This window comes from Aeromonas genomosp. paramedia, from assembly GCF_023093515.1.
Classification (GTDB): Bacteria; Pseudomonadota; Gammaproteobacteria; order Enterobacterales; family Aeromonadaceae; genus Aeromonas.
Window position 1 is genome coordinate 20,823 of record NZ_JAAROG010000031.1, and the last position, 15,591, is coordinate 36,413.

Genomic DNA, 15,591 nt, shown 5'->3' on the forward strand with positions numbered 1-15,591 from the left:
CAGTTTGCCTCCCCCGACCACCAAGGCTGGGTGTGACCGTCTATCTTGTTGATATTGGCGGTTCATTTCTCGTGTACTGGTTGTTCAGCCCCCCCAATTTCGTCTGGTGATGCCAGGCAAAATCAGTTACAAGAAAGTCCTCTGTCACCACCCGGGAGCGTTATGGCATGGCGGGATCACTGTTGCGCACCCTGCCCCGCAGGTGGCTGATGCGATTCACACTCCTCTGCCTGGCGCTGGCGGGGCTGGGGCTGGTGTTCAACTACACCTACCTCAGCATCAGGCACGACATGCAGCTCATCACCGCCAAACAGCCGAACCTGTTCGAGGTGTTCTATCAGCGGGCCCGCGTGCTGGCGCCAGAGAAACTGGCCCGATTCATCGACAACAGCAGCATCAAGACGCCCATCTTCAGCGAGAACGGGGATGCGACTGCCTATGCCTATGGCTATGATCTCGCCACCCTGGCTCGCCTGGCGGTCATCCCCATACTGCCGCCCGCCAACCAGATGCTCACCGCCTACCAATATGTGCTCTCCTACCCCGAGGTTCTCAACCTCTACGCCCTCTATAACGATCGTCGCATGCTTGGCATGGTGACGGACAAACGGATGCTTCCGAGCCAGTTGCAGCCGGTCAACACCAACCTCAATGACATCGAGCCCTGGACCCACTATTTCGGCTGTGCCTTCTTCGCCGCCACTCATGTGCCCTGCAGCACGGATGAGGCCTGGGTATCGGACATCTACACCGACACCTTCACCGGGGTGCAGAACATCACCCTCTACTTCCCCTTCGTCTTCTACGATTCCGCCTTAGCGGACTACCGCTATGGCCTGACGGGCATAGACATCGCCATCGACGAGGCCTTCAAGGATGTGTTTCACCCCTTCGAGGGGCTCAATCCCACTCGCACCGTCATCTCTTTCGAGGAGGTCGAACCCTGCCGCCCCTGGCATCTCTGCCTGAATACCCGCTTCATGCAGACCAAGGCCGGCAACGACCTCTTTCTCAAGTGGTCATACAGCTACGGCGATGTCGTCCGGGCCGTGCTCTATGGCCCGGCCTTCAAGCTCTATCTGATCGCCCTGCTGCTGCTGATGCTGACGGGGCGGGGCATCTACAGTCGCCTGCGCACCCTGGCACTGACCGATCACCTGACCCGGCTGCCGAGACGGGACATCCTGGATCAGGGCCTGCTGCAGGAGCACGACTACCTGATGCTGCTGGACATAGACAACTTCAAGTCCATCAACGACACCCATGGTCACGGAGTGGGAGATCTGGCCCTCGCCGCCTTCGCCCGTCATCTGACGACCAATATGCGCAAGGGGGACAAGGCCATTCGCTGGGGGGGCGAGGAGTTTATCGTCCTCTACAAGGGGCTCAACGACGAGGCCAGCATGCGCCAGACGGTGGCCCGCCTGCTGGCATCACAGCTGGTGCTCCCGGAACTGCCCGCCCCCATCACCTTCTCGGCGGGCATCATCCGCATCCGCGATTACCTGACGGTCGCCGAGGCCACCGATCTGGCCGATGCGCTGCTCTACCACGTCAAGCAGCATGGCAAGCACAACATCGCCTTCTACTCCGGGCAAAGCATCGGGCTCATCAGACCCCTCGAGATGCAGAGCCAACCGGCGAAACCCAGGGAGCCAGGCTGACCCTGCCAGCGGCGCCTTACCATGACGCCGCAATCGCCTTCTGCTCCGGGGGGCGCTTCTGCTACCATCCCGGCCACTATCATTGTTTCCGTCACGGCCCTGGCCGCGATAACCCCACACTGGTGCCCTATGTCCATTGCCTCCTTCGCCGAACTGGCCCTCTCCCCCCGCCTGCAACAGACCTTGCGCGAGCTGGGTTATGCCGCGCCGACCCCTATTCAGGCCAGCGCCATCCCCCTCATTCTCGCGGGACGGGATCTGATGGCGGGGGCCCAGACCGGCACCGGCAAGACTGCCGCCTTCGTGCTGCCGCTGCTGGAGCAACTGATGCAGCAGCCAGCAAGCGAGGCCCCGCGCCCCATCCGTGCCCTGGTGCTGGTGCCGACCCGCGAGCTGGCGGTGCAGGTCGCAGAGAGCGTGGCGCGCTACGGTCAGGGCACAGGCCTCACCAGCACGCTAGTCTACGGCGGGGTCAGCATTGCCGCCCAGGTCGAGGCGCTGAAAGAGGGGGTGGATCTGCTCATCGCCACCCCGGGCCGCTTGCTCGACCATCTGCGCCAGGGGGCCCTGAGCCTTGAAAGCCTTGGTCATCTGGTGTTTGACGAGGCGGACCGCATGCTCGACATGGGCTTTATGGACGAGATCAAAGCCCTGCTCAGACAGATACCGGCGGATCGCCAGACCCTGCTGTTTTCGGCCACCTGCGACGACAACCTCTTTGCCTTGAGCCGGGTGCTCTTGCGCGATCCGGCGCTGATCGAGGTGGCACCGCGCAACACCACGGCGGCCGAGGTGGAGCAGCGGGTCTATGCGGTGGATGGGGATCGCAAGCTGGCGCTGGTCGACCACATGTTGACCGTGAAGGGCTGGGCACCGGCGCTGATCTTCAGCCGCACCCGCCAGGGGGCGGACAAGCTGGCCCAGCAGCTCGGCAAGGCGGGCATCAATGCGCTCGCCTTCCACGGCGATCTGTCGCAGAGCGCCCGGGAAAAGGTGTTGCTGGAGTTTCGCGCCGGCACCCTGCAGGCCCTGGTCGCCACCGACGTGGCGGCTCGCGGCCTCGATATCAGCGATCTCAACCATGTGATCAACCTGGAGTTCCCCCATCAGCCTGAGGATTACGTCCACCGCATAGGTCGCACCGGCCGCGCCGGCAACAAGGGGCTCGCCGTGACCCTGTTCAGCCCGGAGGATGCGCCCCTGCTGGAGAAGGTCGAAGCCGTGCTCGACACCCGCTTGCCCCAGCAGTGGTTCCCGGGCTTTGAGCCGGATCTCACCCGCTTCGACCCCGAGCCTCGCCGCAGCGGCAAGGGGGCACAGAAGCAGAAGGCCAGAAAGCAGGCCCTCGCGGGCAACAAGGGCGGCAAGGGGCGCAAGCCCTGACACCGGGGTCTTGCGGGGGGGGCTCGGCCATGCGGGCCCTCCGCTTTCTCACTATCCTGGTTCGGATGAAGGGCTGGCTTCGGTTCTTCAACCGTGCTCCTTCCTGCGCCCTCCTGCTCTGCCCCCTTCCTCTGACCCGGCGACCCCTTGCCACAATCTGCTACAAAAGAGGTAGTAAAGGGGCACACTCTTGCCACAAAGGGGGCGTGCAATGGAGGCATGGACAAGGAGGACATCATGAAACCCGCATCCCTCGTCTGGGCCCTGCCCCTGACTCTCACCCTGCTCTGGCTCGCAAGCCTCACCCAGTGGCCCGCCAGCTTCTGGCCCTGGCGCCATGAGCTGCTGATCCTGACCGGCCTGCTCGGCCTCGGCGCCATGACACTCTCTTTGCTGCTCGCCCTGCGCCTGCCGAGGCTAGAGGCCTGGTGCGGCGGGCTGGATCGCATGTTGCACCTGCATCGCAGCAGCGCCCTCTGGGCCACCGGCACCCTGATGGCCCACTGGCTGCTGGTGGAGGCCCCCAAGTGGGCCGTCACCGCCGACTGGCTGACCCGACCGGCGCGCCGCGGTGCTGGTGCTGGTGCTGGTGCTGGTGCTGGTGCTGGTGCTGGTGCTGGCAACGATGCCCTCTGGCACAGCCTCGGCAATACCCTGGGGGAGTGGGGTTTCTATCTGCTGCTGGCCCTGGTGGTGGTGAGCCTGCTTGCGGTGGTGCGCTACGAGCGCTTCAGGGTGGTCCACCGGCTGGCCCCGGTCATCTATCTGATGGGCTGGCTGCACGGACTCTGCCTGCTGCCGCGCATCGGCGCCCTGACCCCGGTCGGCCTGACCCTGCTCATCGGTGGCGGGGTGGGCGCTCTTGGGGCGCTCTACTCCCTGTTTGGCCGGGTGGGCCGGGACGCGCGCCACCAGGGAAGGGTCAGCACCCTCACCCCTCTGGATGAACGCACCCTGGAGATCCGGGTCGCCCTGGACTCTCCCCTGCACGGCTATCGCCCCGGACAGTTCGCCTTCTTCGACTTCGCCGGGCGCGGCGAACCTCACCCCTACACCCTGGTCGATGTCTCGGCAGACTGCCGCACCCTGACCCTGGCGGTGCGCGCCCTCGGGGATCACACCCGCTGGCTGCACCGCCACCTCAAGGTCGGCGATGCGGTCATCGTGACCGGCCCCTATGGCGCCTTCGCCCTGCCAGATCCGGCCCCCGCGCTCTGGGTAGGTGCCGGCATCGGCATCACCCCCTTCGTCGCCTGGCTGGAGGCCCTCGTACGCAGTGGCGAGACACGCCCCGGCACCACCTTGCTGCAATGCGCCCCCAGCGCCGAGGCCGCCCCCTATCACGTTCATCTGGCCGAGCTGTGCCGCCGAGCCGGGGTCGACTACCGGTTGCACCTGGAATCCGAGCGCGGCCGACTGGATCTGGCCGCCCTGGGTGAGCGTCAGCACACCCCGGTGTGGTTCTGCGGCCCCGAGCCCATGGCCCAGAACCTGGATGCCCACCTGGCCACCCCGCTGCACCGGGAGCTGTTTCGCTTTCGCTAGCCTCCAGATAAAGCCCATAGGTTCAAGGGCATGATCAAAAAGGGCCTCCCCGGGGAGGCCCTTTTTGATCAGATGCACCTCGCTCGCAGCCTCTGACTTGCGACCATAAAACCTCGAACAAGGACAGCACCCCTCATTCGGGTATTGATGCAGACGGAATGAATAAGCATTATCTGCCGCCCCTGGTCATGGATAAGAATGTTGTATGTCCTTTGATAAAAAGCACGGTGAGTTCATCTTCAATGTGCAGGAACACCTGGTCACCTGCGAGCTGATCGGCCCTTTCAATGAAGAGGGGATGCTGGCGTGGATTGCACAGATAAAGCGGGTGGTGAACAGCCTGGACGGTAAGCGTTTCTGCGCCCTGGTGGACCATCGTCAGCATCAGGGGGTGGTGCTATCCGCCCTGCCCCATCTGCAGGATACCTATGCGTGGCTTGCCCAGAAGAATCTGGTGGCCATCGCCTCTCTCTATTCGGCCAAGGTGCTCCACCACATCGCCCTCTCCTGCCTGTCCCTCACCCACCCGGACCATATCCAGGCATTCAACGATCCTCAAGCGGCCATCGCCTGGCTGGATGCCCAATATCAGGCGCAGTAGGCCACCCGGCCTGTGTTGATTCGCCATGTGCCGCACCGTCACCAGACCGGCCTGGTTAAAAGGCTGGTATCAACACCCTCAAGTGCCACGCCCGGCAACAACCGATGGCAGAGCCCCCAGAGGCTGGAAATGGGCACCCGTCGGGAGCGCCGCAGCTTGGGCGGCTATCTGCCCCGGCACTGCGTCATCCGGGCCAAGGGGCATCTGCTCCGCCCGCACGCTGCCGCCCCAGAAGCTCGCCACCAGTATCAAGGCCCCGGCCAGCCCGTATTTGATCCAGGATTTCATCGTCTTGCTCCCCTCTCTCTGGTCCCTCGCCACCCTGTGGCAAGCGGACCCATTTATCAGTGGACAGAAGATAGGGGGGATATGTGAGGGGAAAATGAGGTTGTGTGAAGCCAAGGTGAAGTCTGGGGAAAGTCGGAGAAATCAGCAGCGAACCACGACAAACATGGCAATTGGCAGCGCGGGGAGTGGAGAGAGGCAAAGGCTCACCTCATGCAATCACCGCCTTGATGTAGGGACGATTAGCGCAGCGTAATCGTCCGCATACCGCCGTGCACCGGGTCATGACAAGACCGACAGGAAACTCTGGATGTCCGCAGCTTCTCGGCCACTACCTGCTCGCGATTGTCCGAATACGCTTCGCTATTCGAACCTACAACACAGATAGCGGCCCCTCACCCTAACCCTCTCCCGAAGGAGAGGGGATGGCCCGTGCCAGTTCCAAGCCCGGTTGCCAGCCAAATCAGAGGCGCATATTTGCCCCCTTCTCCCCTTGCGGGAGAAGGGTTGGGGATGAGGGGAGGTAACAATAAGCCACAAAATGTAGGGTCGATTAGCGCAGCGTCATCGTCCGCATACCGCCGCGCACAGAGTCCATGGCAAGACCGGCAGGAAACTACGGATATCAGCGGCCTCTCGGTAACCTCCCTTTCGCAATCGTCCGAATACGCCTCGCGATTCGAACCTGCGGCCCTGATGAGCTTCAGATAAATCATTGTAAGCTTTATAATGATCCAAATATTAATTATGTGGGTGCGTTAAATGTCTCATGTCTTTTACTCTCAAAGAATTGGAGTCAATCCAAGTATTAATGGACTTGAACTACAGGATATAGTTGAACTATTTGTTAGAGTTTTCAATCAATTTATGTCGGAAGGTTACTTCGATGAGGCCTTTGGGTTTAGCTGTGTCGATGCAGGACCAATGACAGGAAATATAAAAGATGTCGAGCTAGACATCCTACTGTCAGTCAGAAAAAAGCATTTATGGCCAGTTGAATTATATTGCAGAACATATAGCGAGGACGATCTTCTAGATGTCATAGAATACCTCTACCAAAAGGTTTCAAAACCAATTGATGGAGTAATGCATTCATGGGGTGAATGTGGGATGCATTGGGAAAAATTTAATAAAGGAGATGGTCAAATTGAATTTAAAGAAAAAATAAACACTGTGCTTGGTCACTATAGAGTGAAATTTGAACTAACAGAGAGTGGAGAGGTGCTCCATATACCTGAGAAGGGCTTCGAAGCGATATTCTCTGCAGAAATTCCATCCCAAGACAAAAACATAATAAGTAGAATAAATGCGGCGACAACTAGTTTTCGCAAACATGGCGCAAGCATAGATAATAGACGCCAGGCAGTACGAGACCTAGCCGATGTCTTGGAGTATTTAAAACCTCAGTTACAAGAGCATCTTACAACGAAAGATGAGAAAGACATATTTAATACCGCCAACAATTTTGGAATAAGGCATCATAATGACAGACAAAAAACAGATTACGATGCTGTAATATGGTTAAGCTGGATGTTTTATTTTTACCTATCAACAATCCATATGGTCTTAAGGAAAAAATCTCATGCCGATTAGAACATTAACTATAAGATTAAAACATATTATTTCGTATTGCATTAATTTTCCGAGGAGATATTTCAGAATGAAACGTCGCGTCATCTATTAAAATATAAACCGCCCATATTATACGAGCGGCTTTGTTTGATTTATCACCGAATCAATCCGGAATATTCACCCCAACGGCGGTGTCCGTGGCGGCACCATCCGCTTGCTGCCGGTGGACTCGAAGGCCGAGGCGACGCGCAGCAGGTTGTTGTCGTCATAGGCGCGACCGGCGAAGGTCAGGCCCACCGGCATACCGATATCGGCCATCACCCCCATGGGGACGGTGACGGTCGGCACGCCGAGATGGCGAATGGCGAGGTTGCCGTTGGCGACCCAGATGCCGTTGCTCCAGGCGATATCGGCGGAAGCCGGATTCACATCCGCATCGGCCGGGCCCACGTCGGCGACGGTGGGGAACAGCACGGCGTCGAGCTTGAGCCCGTCCATCCAGTCCTCCAAGTCCAGCTTGCGGGTCTGCTCCAGACCGCGCAGGCCGTCCGGCACCGATGCAATCTCGTCCCAGGATTTCAGGCCGCGCTTGGCCATATTGACGTACTCGTCCATGCCCGCCGCCAGATCGCCCTCGCGGTTCGGCAGGGTGCCCGGATCGTGGGGGAAGATCTGGGGGCCATCCACATCGGCCAGCTTGTTCAACTTGGGATCGCCGTTGGCGCGCAGGAAGTCGTCGAACGCCCAGCCGGAGAGCTCCCACAGCTCGTCGTTGAGAAACTCAGGCGACACTATGCCGCGATTGAACACGGTGGGCGCGCCAGGTCTGTCCCCTTCGCAATTGGAGACCAGGGGGAAGTCCACTTCGATGACTTCGGCGCCAGCGGCTTCCAGCGCCTGACGGGCTTGCTCCCACAGAGCGATCACGGAGTCGCGGGTATGGATGCGCTGGCCAGTTGGACCGCCGATGCCGGGGTGTTCGCTGGTACCCGCCAGTTCATCCTTGTTGATAAACATGCGCGGCACGCCGAGGCGCTTGCCCTTGAGGGCGTCGGGCTTGGCGGCCAGCTCAAGGTAGGAAGCCGGACGCACTTCGGAGGCCTTCGGCAGTTGCACCCAGGGCTGCATGCGCCAGAGATCACCGCGAGTCTCGGCATCGTCGGCGACTACTACGTCCAGCACTTCCAGCAGATCGGCCATGGTGCGGGCATAGGGCACCACCACATCCATGGTCGGGGTCAGGGGCCAGTTGCCGCGCACCGAGATGACGCCACGGGATGGGGTATAGGCGCAGAGGCCGTTGTTGGAAGCCGGGCCCCGGCCGCTCGACCAGGTCTCTTCCGCCAGACCAAAGGCGGAGAAGCTGGCCGCGGTGGCGGTACCGGCACCGTTGGAGGAGCCGGAGGCAAAGGGCGCGGTGAGATACTCCGCGTTGTAGGGGCTCTCGGCACGGCCATAGACGCCGCGCTGCATGCCGCCATTGGCCATGGGGGGCATATTGGTCTTGCCAAGGCAGATGGCACCGGCGGCGCGCAGCCGCTCAACGGTAAAGGCATCGCGCTGGGCCACCAGATCCTTGAAGGCCGGGCTGCCGGAGGCGGCAGTCAGCCCCTTGACCAGATAGCTGTCCTTGGCGGTGTAGGGGATGCCGTCGAGCGGCCCCAGGGTTTCGCCACGGGCGCGGCGCGCATCGGAATCTTGCGCCTCTTTCAGCGCATCGGGATTGGCGACCACCACGGCGTTGAGTTTGGTTGCAGTCTCGGGGCCGTTGTAGGCCTCGATCCGGGCCAGATAGGCCTCGACCAGTTCGACCGCTGTGGTGCGCCCTGCTTCGAGCGCATCGCGCAGCTCGGCAATGGAAACTTCGGTCACTTCGATCATGTTGATCTCCTGTAAAAGGGTGACTGTTTGTCATGATGATCGCCGCATCGGCGCCTGCGACCATCACACTATCAAGAGATAAAACCCCACGGCGTGGGGTTTTTAATACTCACCGGAACCGGTTTACGACCCGTCGCGAGAGGCCGTCAGCAAGGTGAAGAGCAGAGCAGGAACCGGAGTGTATGTGAATACATGAGGATTCCGAGCAGCACATAAGCCTTGATCACGGCCTCGCAGCAGGATCGTCATCCGGTTCTTACTGGCCGGAAGGGATCTGCTGGGTAATGCAGTGGATATTGCCACCGCCCAGCAGGATCTCGCGGGCCGGCACGCCAACCACGGTGTGATCCGGGAAGATCTCTTCCAGAATGCGCTGGGCTTCGCCGTCGGTGGCGGCATCCAGCAGCGGGTAGACGATGCGATCGTTGGTGATAAGGAAGTTCACGTAGGAGCCGGCCAGACGGCCTTCTGCCTCGCGCGGCACACCGCTGCCGCTCTCGACGCCGGCGGACTCCTCCTCGGTGCAGTAGAGCGGGCCCGGCTGGGGCAGCTTCCAGATTTTCAGCTTGCGACCCTTGGCGTCCACCGCCGCTTCCAGCACCTGGAGGGCGGCCAGGGAGCGGGCGTACTGGGGATCAGTCTCATCGTCGGTCCAGTGCAGGGCCACTTCACCCGGGCGCACGAAGCAGCACATGTTGTCGATGTGGCCGTCGGTCTCGTCCATGTAGACGCCTTCGTCCAGCCAGATAAAGCTCTTCACCCCCAGGTAGTCACGCAGGTGCGCTTCGATCTGCGCTTTGCTCAGGTGCGGGTTGCGGTTTTCGTTGAGCAGGCACTCGGCCGTGGTCATGCAGGTGCCTTCACCGTCCACATGGATGGAGCCCCCTTCCAGAATGAGCGGCGCGGCGTAGCGATCCATGCCGTGCAGCTCCAGCATCTGGGCCGCCACCTTTTCATCCTGATCCCAGGGGTAGTAGAGACCGCCCTTGTGACCGCCCCAGGCGTTGAAGCCCCAATCCACCCCGCGGCACTCGCCAGCGGCGTTGGTGACCACGGTCGGGCCTGTGTCGCGGGCCCAGCAGTCATCGCTGGCCATCTCTACCAGGGTGACGTGGGCGGGCATGATGGCGCGGGCCTGCTCCATAAACTGGGCCGGCACCCCCATAAAGACCGGGGTGGCTTGCCCGATTGCATCCGCCACCTTGGCGAAGGTGGCCTGCGCGAAGCGACCGGCAACGCGCCAGTTGTCCGGGCGGAACGGCCAGATCATCCAGACGGCCTGCTGGTGCGCCCACTCGGCGGGCATGGTGAAGCCGTCGGCGGCCGGAATGGAGTTGATGGTCTTGATGCTCATCGCAAGGCTCCTTGCATGGATTGAGGCCCCCCGATTTACCTGGGAACCCTGGAAAAATAACAGTGGGTCGCAGTGTAAGAAGTTGCGTGCCCATCCATCAAATGAATAGGATGGATTGTCCCATAAACACGGCGAATAATCCCCCCATGAAACTGCACCAGCTCGACCTCAATCTGCTGCTCGCCCTTGACGCCCTGATGACACAAGGGAGTGTGACCCGCGCCGCCGAGTCGCTCTTTATCAGCCAGCCCGCCATGAGCCATGCCCTCAATCGCCTGCGGGCCTTCTTTGACGATCCGCTGCTGGTGCGCACGCCCCAGGGGATGCTGCCGACCCCACGGGCCCAGCGGCTGCATCTGGGGGTGCAGCAGGTGCTGCGGCTGCTGGAGCAGCAGCTCAGCGAGGAGGAACTGTTCGAGCCGCGCCAGTCGAAGCGCCGCTTCGTGCTCTGCACCACGGACTACGTGGAGTGCGTGCTGATCCCGCCGCTCATCCAGCGCCTCAGGAAGCTGGCGCCCGGGGTCACCATCGAGATCCGCATACTGCGCGACACCTTGCCGGAGGCGGAGCTGGCGAGCGGCGAGATCGATCTGGTGCTGGGGTTTGACGAGTACATGCAGGTGCCGGGGTATCTGGGCAAGGAGACCTGGCTCACCGAGCCCCTGGCCGGGCTGGTGCGCGCCACCCTGGAGCTGGAGGAGGAGCGCATCACCCTCGAGCAGCTTATCGAGATGCCCCACGTGTTCCACTCGCCGCTCGGCACCTCGGAGGCGAGCCTCGACCGCTATTTGCAGAGCCTGGGACACAGCCGCACCATCTCGGTCAACAGCCAGAGCTATATGTCCGCCGCCGCCATCGTCAGCCAGAGCGACCACCTGCTGGTGCTGCCGAGCATGGTGGCCGAGCTGCTCGCCACCCACTGGCCGCTGAAAAGCCTGCCCCTGCCCGAAGACGTGCCCGATTATCATCTCAACTGCGTCTGGCACCCGGTCCATGCGCAGCAGCCGGCGTTGATCTGGTTGAAAGAGCTGATGAAAGAGTTGGTGAGCCCGGTTTGAGCCCGCTGCGTCTGGCAGCTCCTCCCCCTCATCCCCAGCCCTTCTCCCACAAGGGGAGAAGGGAGCAGATCGGTGTTAAATAGAAAGAATCGGGACAGCCGACACGACAAAGCAACAAGGCACAAGGCGACAACGCGACAAAGCGACAAAGCGACAAAGACCCAAAATGCCAGGGCTTCAATGTGTTGGCACTAGAGGCCCCTTGTGATCTTCACTTTCAAGGATTCCCCGATCGGTTCCCTCTCCCTCTGGGAGAGGGCCAGGGTGAGGGCCGCTATGACCAGCGGGTGAGCGGACTGGCGGATGGCTATACCTATTAGGTTCAAACAGCACCGCAGGTATGTGATGAAGACCCATTCTTTCGCCAAACACCTACGTACCGAAGCGACCCTGGCCGAACAGAGGCTCTGGTTCCAGCTTCGCAATCGCCGGTTTGAGGGGCTCAAGTTCCGCCGCCAGTTTCCTGTCGGGCCCTACATAGTGGACTTCATCTGCCTGGAACAGCGGCTGGTGATCGAGGTCGACGGCTCGCAACATAGCCAGCCGGAAGGTCAACAACAGGATGAGACCAGAACGGCCTATCTCAATGACGAAGGGTTTCGGGTGATCAGGGTGTGGAATAACGAGGTGCTGGGGCGGATGGATGGGGTGCTGGCGTTTATCAGATTGTCATTGCAGTGACTAGATCCCCCCCCTCATCCCCAACCCTTCTCCCGCAAGGGGAGAAGGGAGCGGATCGGCGGCCTGAGGATAAATCGTGGCAGCCGACACGCCAAGGCAAGAAAGCTTCAAAGCTCCAAGACTCCAAGACTCCAAGACTCCAAGACTCCAAGATTCCAGCACTTTGGCACTACAGCCCATTTCGAGCCTCGCCTCTACCGGCTCCTCGATCGGTTCCCTCTCCCTCCGGGAGAGGGTCAGGGTGAGGGGAAGCGCTCACCTCGCCTCTGAGGCGACCGGCAGCTCCCCGCGGGCGATGGCGGCCAGCAACAGGGCGTGATCTTCCCGGGTGCGCTGACCATAGGCCACGGCAAAGTCGGCGATGGCCTCATCCATCACCTCCGACTTGCCGAGGTAGCCGGCGATCTGGGCCGCATCCCCCGACTTGGCATGGGCCAGCGCCAGGGCCCAGCCACACAGCTGGCAATACTCGACAAAGTGGCGGGGCTTGACCATGCCGGGGGTGATGTCGATGCCCCCCTTCATGTCCCGCAGCTGGCGCACGTAGAAGTGGCGGCCCCGAAGCTCGCACCAGCCGAGGAAGATGTCCGGCGATCCCTGGATCATCCGCTGCCCCCGCACCACCCGCCGCCCCTGGTTGCCGCTGTCGTCTTCCGAGGCGAAATAGGGGGCCAGCACCGAGGGTTGCGCCTCTTTGACCTGCAGGAAGAGGGGATCCTCATCGTCGGCGCCGGTCAGCAGGATCACCCAGCAACGGGTGCCCACGCTGCCCACCCCCACCACCTTGCGGGCCACGTCCACGACCCGGTAGCGGCGCAGCAGGATACGCCTGTCCTCCGGCAGGGAGGCGAGATAGGCCTCCAGCAACTCGCCGAGCACCTCATAGACGGGCTCCCCGTCCTCGGTGTGGGTTTCGCGAATGACGAAGGGGTGAAGTTCGCGGATCCTGTGCTGATCGTCCACCAGATCCGTCATCTTGCCGAGCACCTGCAGGTGGTTGCGACCCCGGGCCTTGGCGAAGGTGGCCTTGACCCGCCTGTGGGCATCGACGGAGAAGGCGTCGAGCACCGAGGCCTGTTCGATGTGATCGTACCAGACCCTCATAAAGCCCATCTTGCCGTATTCCCGCAGCTTGGTGCGGTAACCGGTCGCTATCATCCTAGCCGCCTCCCGCTGGCGGGCGGCGTCGGCCCCCAGGTATTCGGCCGCCACCAGGGCGCTGGCGGCCAGGCGCTTGAGATCCCACTCCCAGGGGCCGAGGTGGGTCTCATCGAAGTCGTTGATGGCCAGCACTAGGTTGCGCTCGGCGCTCGCGTAGAGGCCGATATTGGCGACATGCATGTCACCACAGGCCTGGACCATGAGGCCGGAGTGGGGGGTGGCGACGAGATCCCCCGCCATGATGGCGGCCGCCCCGCGCAGGAAGGCGAAGGGGGACTCCTGCATCCTGGCATGGCGCACCGGCACCAGCTGCTTCAAGCGAGTGGTGGCCTGGGCCTTGAGCACGGCGATGGGATCCCTGTCATAGGGCGCGGGCGGCAGCCAGGAGTGAGCTTCGCGAGGAAACTGTTCCCGCAGGGCCTTGCCGGCGGCGAACCGCTGCGCGATGGAGAGCTGTGGCGTGGTGAAGTGCGCCAGTATCGTCCGAGACGTTGCCTTCCTGGTCATTCTCTTTCCTCCTGCCGATATCCTCACCATCAAGATGGAAGAGGGGGCGGGCAGGGGCAAGCACCGGGGACAAATATAGGCCCAGAGGGCCGGGATTCAGCGGCGAGGGGTCAGGGCCGCCATCAGTTGGTCGACGACGCCTCTCAGCAGGGCGCGGTCTGGGTGACACTGGGCGAAGGTCACCAGCCCCTGGATGTTGACCTGCAAGAAGGCGGTCAGGGTGGGAATGTCCCCCCCGGGGGCCAGCTCCCTCCGCTCGCTGGCCTGATGCAGCAACTGCGCCAGGTCGCTTTCCAGCTCGCCATAGATGACCTTGAAGCGCAGGTGCAGCTCTTCGTCCTGCTCCGCCAGCTCCATCAGAGTGCGGGTCAGCAGGCAGGAGCCCTGCAGGGCATCGTCCACCAGCTGGGTGAAGTAGGCCTTCAGCCCGGCCAGCGGGCTCGGCTGATCGAAGCAGCGACGGCGCAGGGCGCCCTTCTCCTGCACATAGTGATCGACCGCCTCCAGCAGCAGCCCACGCTTGTTGCCAAAGGCGGCATAGAGACTGCCCGGGTGCAGCCCGGTCGCCGCCACCAGATCCTGCATGGTGGTCTTGGCATAGCCTCTGGCACGAAACGCCTCCATGGCGCTTCGCAGGACAAGGTCCCGATCAAATTCGGCACTGCGCATGGGATCTCCGCTGGCAAGGGCCCGGCGTACCGGGGAACAGGGCGGCAAGTTTACCCCAGCAGGCAAGACCAATCCATGTTGAATGCTTGCTCAAAAAAGACTTGCGTACAAACCAAAAAACGTCTTGAATGCCCATTCAAGAATCACCCCCGAGGACGCTCTGCATGGATACCCTGTTTCAACCTTACCGCCTCAACGGCACCCTCACCCTCGCGAATCGTTTCATGATGGCTCCCCTCACCCGTTGCATGGCGGGCCCGGGACTGGTGCCGACCGCGCAGATGGCCGCCTACTATGGCCGCCGCGCCGACATAGGCCTCATCATCTCCGAAGCCACCATCATTCGCCCGGACGGCCAGGGCTATCCCAACACCCCCGGCATCTACAGCCCTGAGCAGATCGCCGGCTGGAAACAGGTTACCGCCGCCGTGCACGCCAAGGGGGGCAAGATCTTCGCCCAGCTGTGGCACGTGGGCCGTCTCTCCCACCCCTTCTTCCATCAGGGCGAGGTGCTGGCTCCGTCCGCGGTCGCCCATGAGGGCACGGTGCCGCGCATGCGCGAGCTGGTGTATCAGGTGCCCTGCGCCCTGACCGAGAGCGACATTGCCCAGCTGGTCGAGGATTACGCCCAGGCCGCCGCCAACGCCATCGAGGCGGGTTTTGACGGGGTGGAGATCCACGGTGCCAACGGCTACCTCATCGATCAGTTCCTGCACCACTCCAGCAACCTGCGCACCGACCAGTACGGCCAGACCCCGGAGAACATGAGCCGCTTCGCCCTGGAGGTGGTGGACGCCATCAACGCCCGCATCGGCAGCGAGCGGGTGGGCCTGCGTCTCTCCCCCGGCGCCTATGTGCACCTGGAAGGGGATGCGCGGGATCGCGCCGTGTTCGATTACCTGCTGGCGGAGCTGAACCAGCGCGCCCTGGCCTATGTGCACCTCGGCATCTTCGATGACAGCCTCACCTTCGACTACCTGGATGGCCGCGCCTCCGACTACCTGCGCGCCCACTACGACGGCCACCTGGTGGGGGTTGGCAACTACACGGCAGAGAGTGCCGCCGAGGCGATCCGTGCCGACCGCTTCGACCTCGTCGCCATCGGCCGCCCCCTTATCGCCAACCCGGACTACCTCGCCAAGGTGAAGCAGGGGGAGACTCTGACCCCCTATGCCGACACCATGCTGGCGGAATTGGTATAAACCGCGCCGCCCCCCCGAGACAGCGCCG

12 protein-coding genes and 1 pseudogene are annotated in these 15,591 nt (G+C 62.0%); 8 read left to right on the plus strand and 5 right to left on the minus strand.

The window, feature by feature from the left end:
• Positions 1-209: 209 nt before the first annotated feature.
• The 4 genes from HB860_RS20740 (at position 210) to HB860_RS20755 (ending at position 5,193) form a co-directional block, all read left to right on the plus strand.
• On the plus strand, positions 210-1,664 hold the full coding sequence (locus HB860_RS20740) for a GGDEF domain-containing protein (protein ID WP_247627812.1): 1,455 nt from the start codon (positions 210-212) through the stop codon (positions 1,662-1,664).
• 129 nt (positions 1,665-1,793) lie between these two features.
• Positions 1,794-3,047 (plus strand): DEAD/DEAH box helicase, encoded by a 1,254-nt coding sequence (locus tag HB860_RS20745; RefSeq protein WP_247627813.1) that lies wholly within the window; start codon positions 1,794-1,796, stop codon positions 3,045-3,047.
• Positions 3,048-3,266: 219 nt separating this feature from the next.
• Complete coding sequence (locus tag HB860_RS20750; protein WP_247627814.1) at positions 3,267-4,592, plus strand: ferredoxin reductase family protein; 1,326 nt, start codon at positions 3,267-3,269, stop codon at positions 4,590-4,592.
• A gap of 205 nt (positions 4,593-4,797) precedes the next feature.
• Positions 4,798-5,193, plus strand: a complete 396-nt coding sequence (locus HB860_RS20755) for a hypothetical protein (protein WP_247627815.1) — start codon at positions 4,798-4,800, stop codon at positions 5,191-5,193.
• 195 nt (positions 5,194-5,388) lie between these two features.
• On the opposite strand, the pseudogene HB860_RS22405 reads toward HB860_RS20755, so the two are convergent.
• Positions 5,389-5,481 (minus strand): annotated as a pseudogene (locus tag HB860_RS22405) (subclass B2 metallo-beta-lactamase); the annotation flags it as partial.
• A gap of 759 nt (positions 5,482-6,240) precedes the next feature.
• Here HB860_RS22405 and HB860_RS20765 point away from each other — a divergent pair.
• The gene (locus tag HB860_RS20765) at positions 6,241-7,071 is read left to right on the plus strand and encodes a hypothetical protein (protein ID WP_247627817.1); all 831 of its coding nucleotides are present in this window, start codon (positions 6,241-6,243) and stop codon (positions 7,069-7,071) included.
• Positions 7,072-7,227: 156 nt separating this feature from the next.
• Here the strand turns inward: HB860_RS20765 and HB860_RS20770 are convergent, their stop codons facing one another.
• Both HB860_RS20770 and aguA read right to left on the minus strand, forming a co-directional pair.
• Positions 7,228-8,931 (minus strand): amidase, encoded by a 1,704-nt coding sequence (locus tag HB860_RS20770; protein ID WP_247627818.1) that lies wholly within the window; start codon positions 8,929-8,931, stop codon positions 7,228-7,230.
• A 256-nt stretch (positions 8,932-9,187) separates the two neighbouring features.
• Positions 9,188-10,285, minus strand: a complete 1,098-nt coding sequence (gene aguA / locus HB860_RS20775; RefSeq protein ID WP_247627819.1) for an agmatine deiminase — start codon at positions 10,283-10,285, stop codon at positions 9,188-9,190.
• Positions 10,286-10,431: 146 nt separating this feature from the next.
• Between aguA and HB860_RS20780 the strand changes: the two genes are divergently transcribed.
• Complete coding sequence (locus tag HB860_RS20780) at positions 10,432-11,343, plus strand: LysR family transcriptional regulator (RefSeq protein ID WP_247627820.1); 912 nt, start codon at positions 10,432-10,434, stop codon at positions 11,341-11,343.
• A 345-nt stretch (positions 11,344-11,688) separates the two neighbouring features.
• On the plus strand, positions 11,689-12,024 hold the full coding sequence (locus tag HB860_RS20785) for an endonuclease domain-containing protein (protein WP_247627821.1): 336 nt from the start codon (positions 11,689-11,691) through the stop codon (positions 12,022-12,024).
• A 255-nt stretch (positions 12,025-12,279) separates the two neighbouring features.
• Here HB860_RS20785 and HB860_RS20790 read toward each other — a convergent pair whose 3' ends face one another.
• Positions 12,280-13,692: a DUF2252 domain-containing protein gene (locus tag HB860_RS20790; protein ID WP_247627822.1), complete on the minus strand. Its 1,413-nt coding sequence runs from the start codon at positions 13,690-13,692 to the stop codon at positions 12,280-12,282.
• A gap of 96 nt (positions 13,693-13,788) precedes the next feature.
• The gene (locus HB860_RS20795; RefSeq protein ID WP_247627823.1) at positions 13,789-14,361 is read right to left on the minus strand and encodes a TetR/AcrR family transcriptional regulator; all 573 of its coding nucleotides are present in this window, start codon (positions 14,359-14,361) and stop codon (positions 13,789-13,791) included.
• Between the two features lie 164 nt (positions 14,362-14,525).
• Between HB860_RS20795 and HB860_RS20800 the strand changes: the two genes are divergently transcribed.
• Positions 14,526-15,563, plus strand: a complete 1,038-nt coding sequence (locus HB860_RS20800; RefSeq protein ID WP_247627824.1) for an alkene reductase — start codon at positions 14,526-14,528, stop codon at positions 15,561-15,563.
• Positions 15,564-15,591: the final 28 nt, after the last annotated feature.

Excerpts from the sequence above, each read along its gene's own strand:
- HB860_RS20740 (WP_247627812.1), top strand. The coding sequence starts at position 210 with ATGCGATTCACACTCCTCTGCCTGGCGCTGGCGGGGCTGGGGCTGGTG.
- HB860_RS20745 (WP_247627813.1), top strand. The coding sequence starts at position 1,794 with ATGTCCATTGCCTCCTTCGCCGAACTGGCCCTCTCCCCCCGCCTGCAA.
- HB860_RS20750 (WP_247627814.1), top strand. The coding sequence starts at position 3,267 with ATGGACAAGGAGGACATCATGAAACCCGCATCCCTCGTCTGGGCCCTG.
- HB860_RS20755 (WP_247627815.1), top strand. The coding sequence starts at position 4,798 with ATGTCCTTTGATAAAAAGCACGGTGAGTTCATCTTCAATGTGCAGGAA.
- HB860_RS20765 (WP_247627817.1), top strand. The coding sequence starts at position 6,241 with ATGTCTCATGTCTTTTACTCTCAAAGAATTGGAGTCAATCCAAGTATT.
- HB860_RS20770 (WP_247627818.1), bottom strand. The coding sequence starts at position 8,931 with ATGATCGAAGTGACCGAAGTTTCCATTGCCGAGCTGCGCGATGCGCTC.
- aguA (WP_247627819.1), bottom strand. The coding sequence starts at position 10,285 with ATGAGCATCAAGACCATCAACTCCATTCCGGCCGCCGACGGCTTCACC.
- HB860_RS20780 (WP_247627820.1), top strand. The coding sequence starts at position 10,432 with ATGAAACTGCACCAGCTCGACCTCAATCTGCTGCTCGCCCTTGACGCC.
- HB860_RS20785 (WP_247627821.1), top strand. The coding sequence starts at position 11,689 with ATGAAGACCCATTCTTTCGCCAAACACCTACGTACCGAAGCGACCCTG.
- HB860_RS20790 (WP_247627822.1), bottom strand. The coding sequence starts at position 13,692 with ATGACCAGGAAGGCAACGTCTCGGACGATACTGGCGCACTTCACCACG.
- HB860_RS20795 (WP_247627823.1), bottom strand. The coding sequence starts at position 14,361 with ATGCGCAGTGCCGAATTTGATCGGGACCTTGTCCTGCGAAGCGCCATG.
- HB860_RS20800 (WP_247627824.1), top strand. The coding sequence starts at position 14,526 with ATGGATACCCTGTTTCAACCTTACCGCCTCAACGGCACCCTCACCCTC.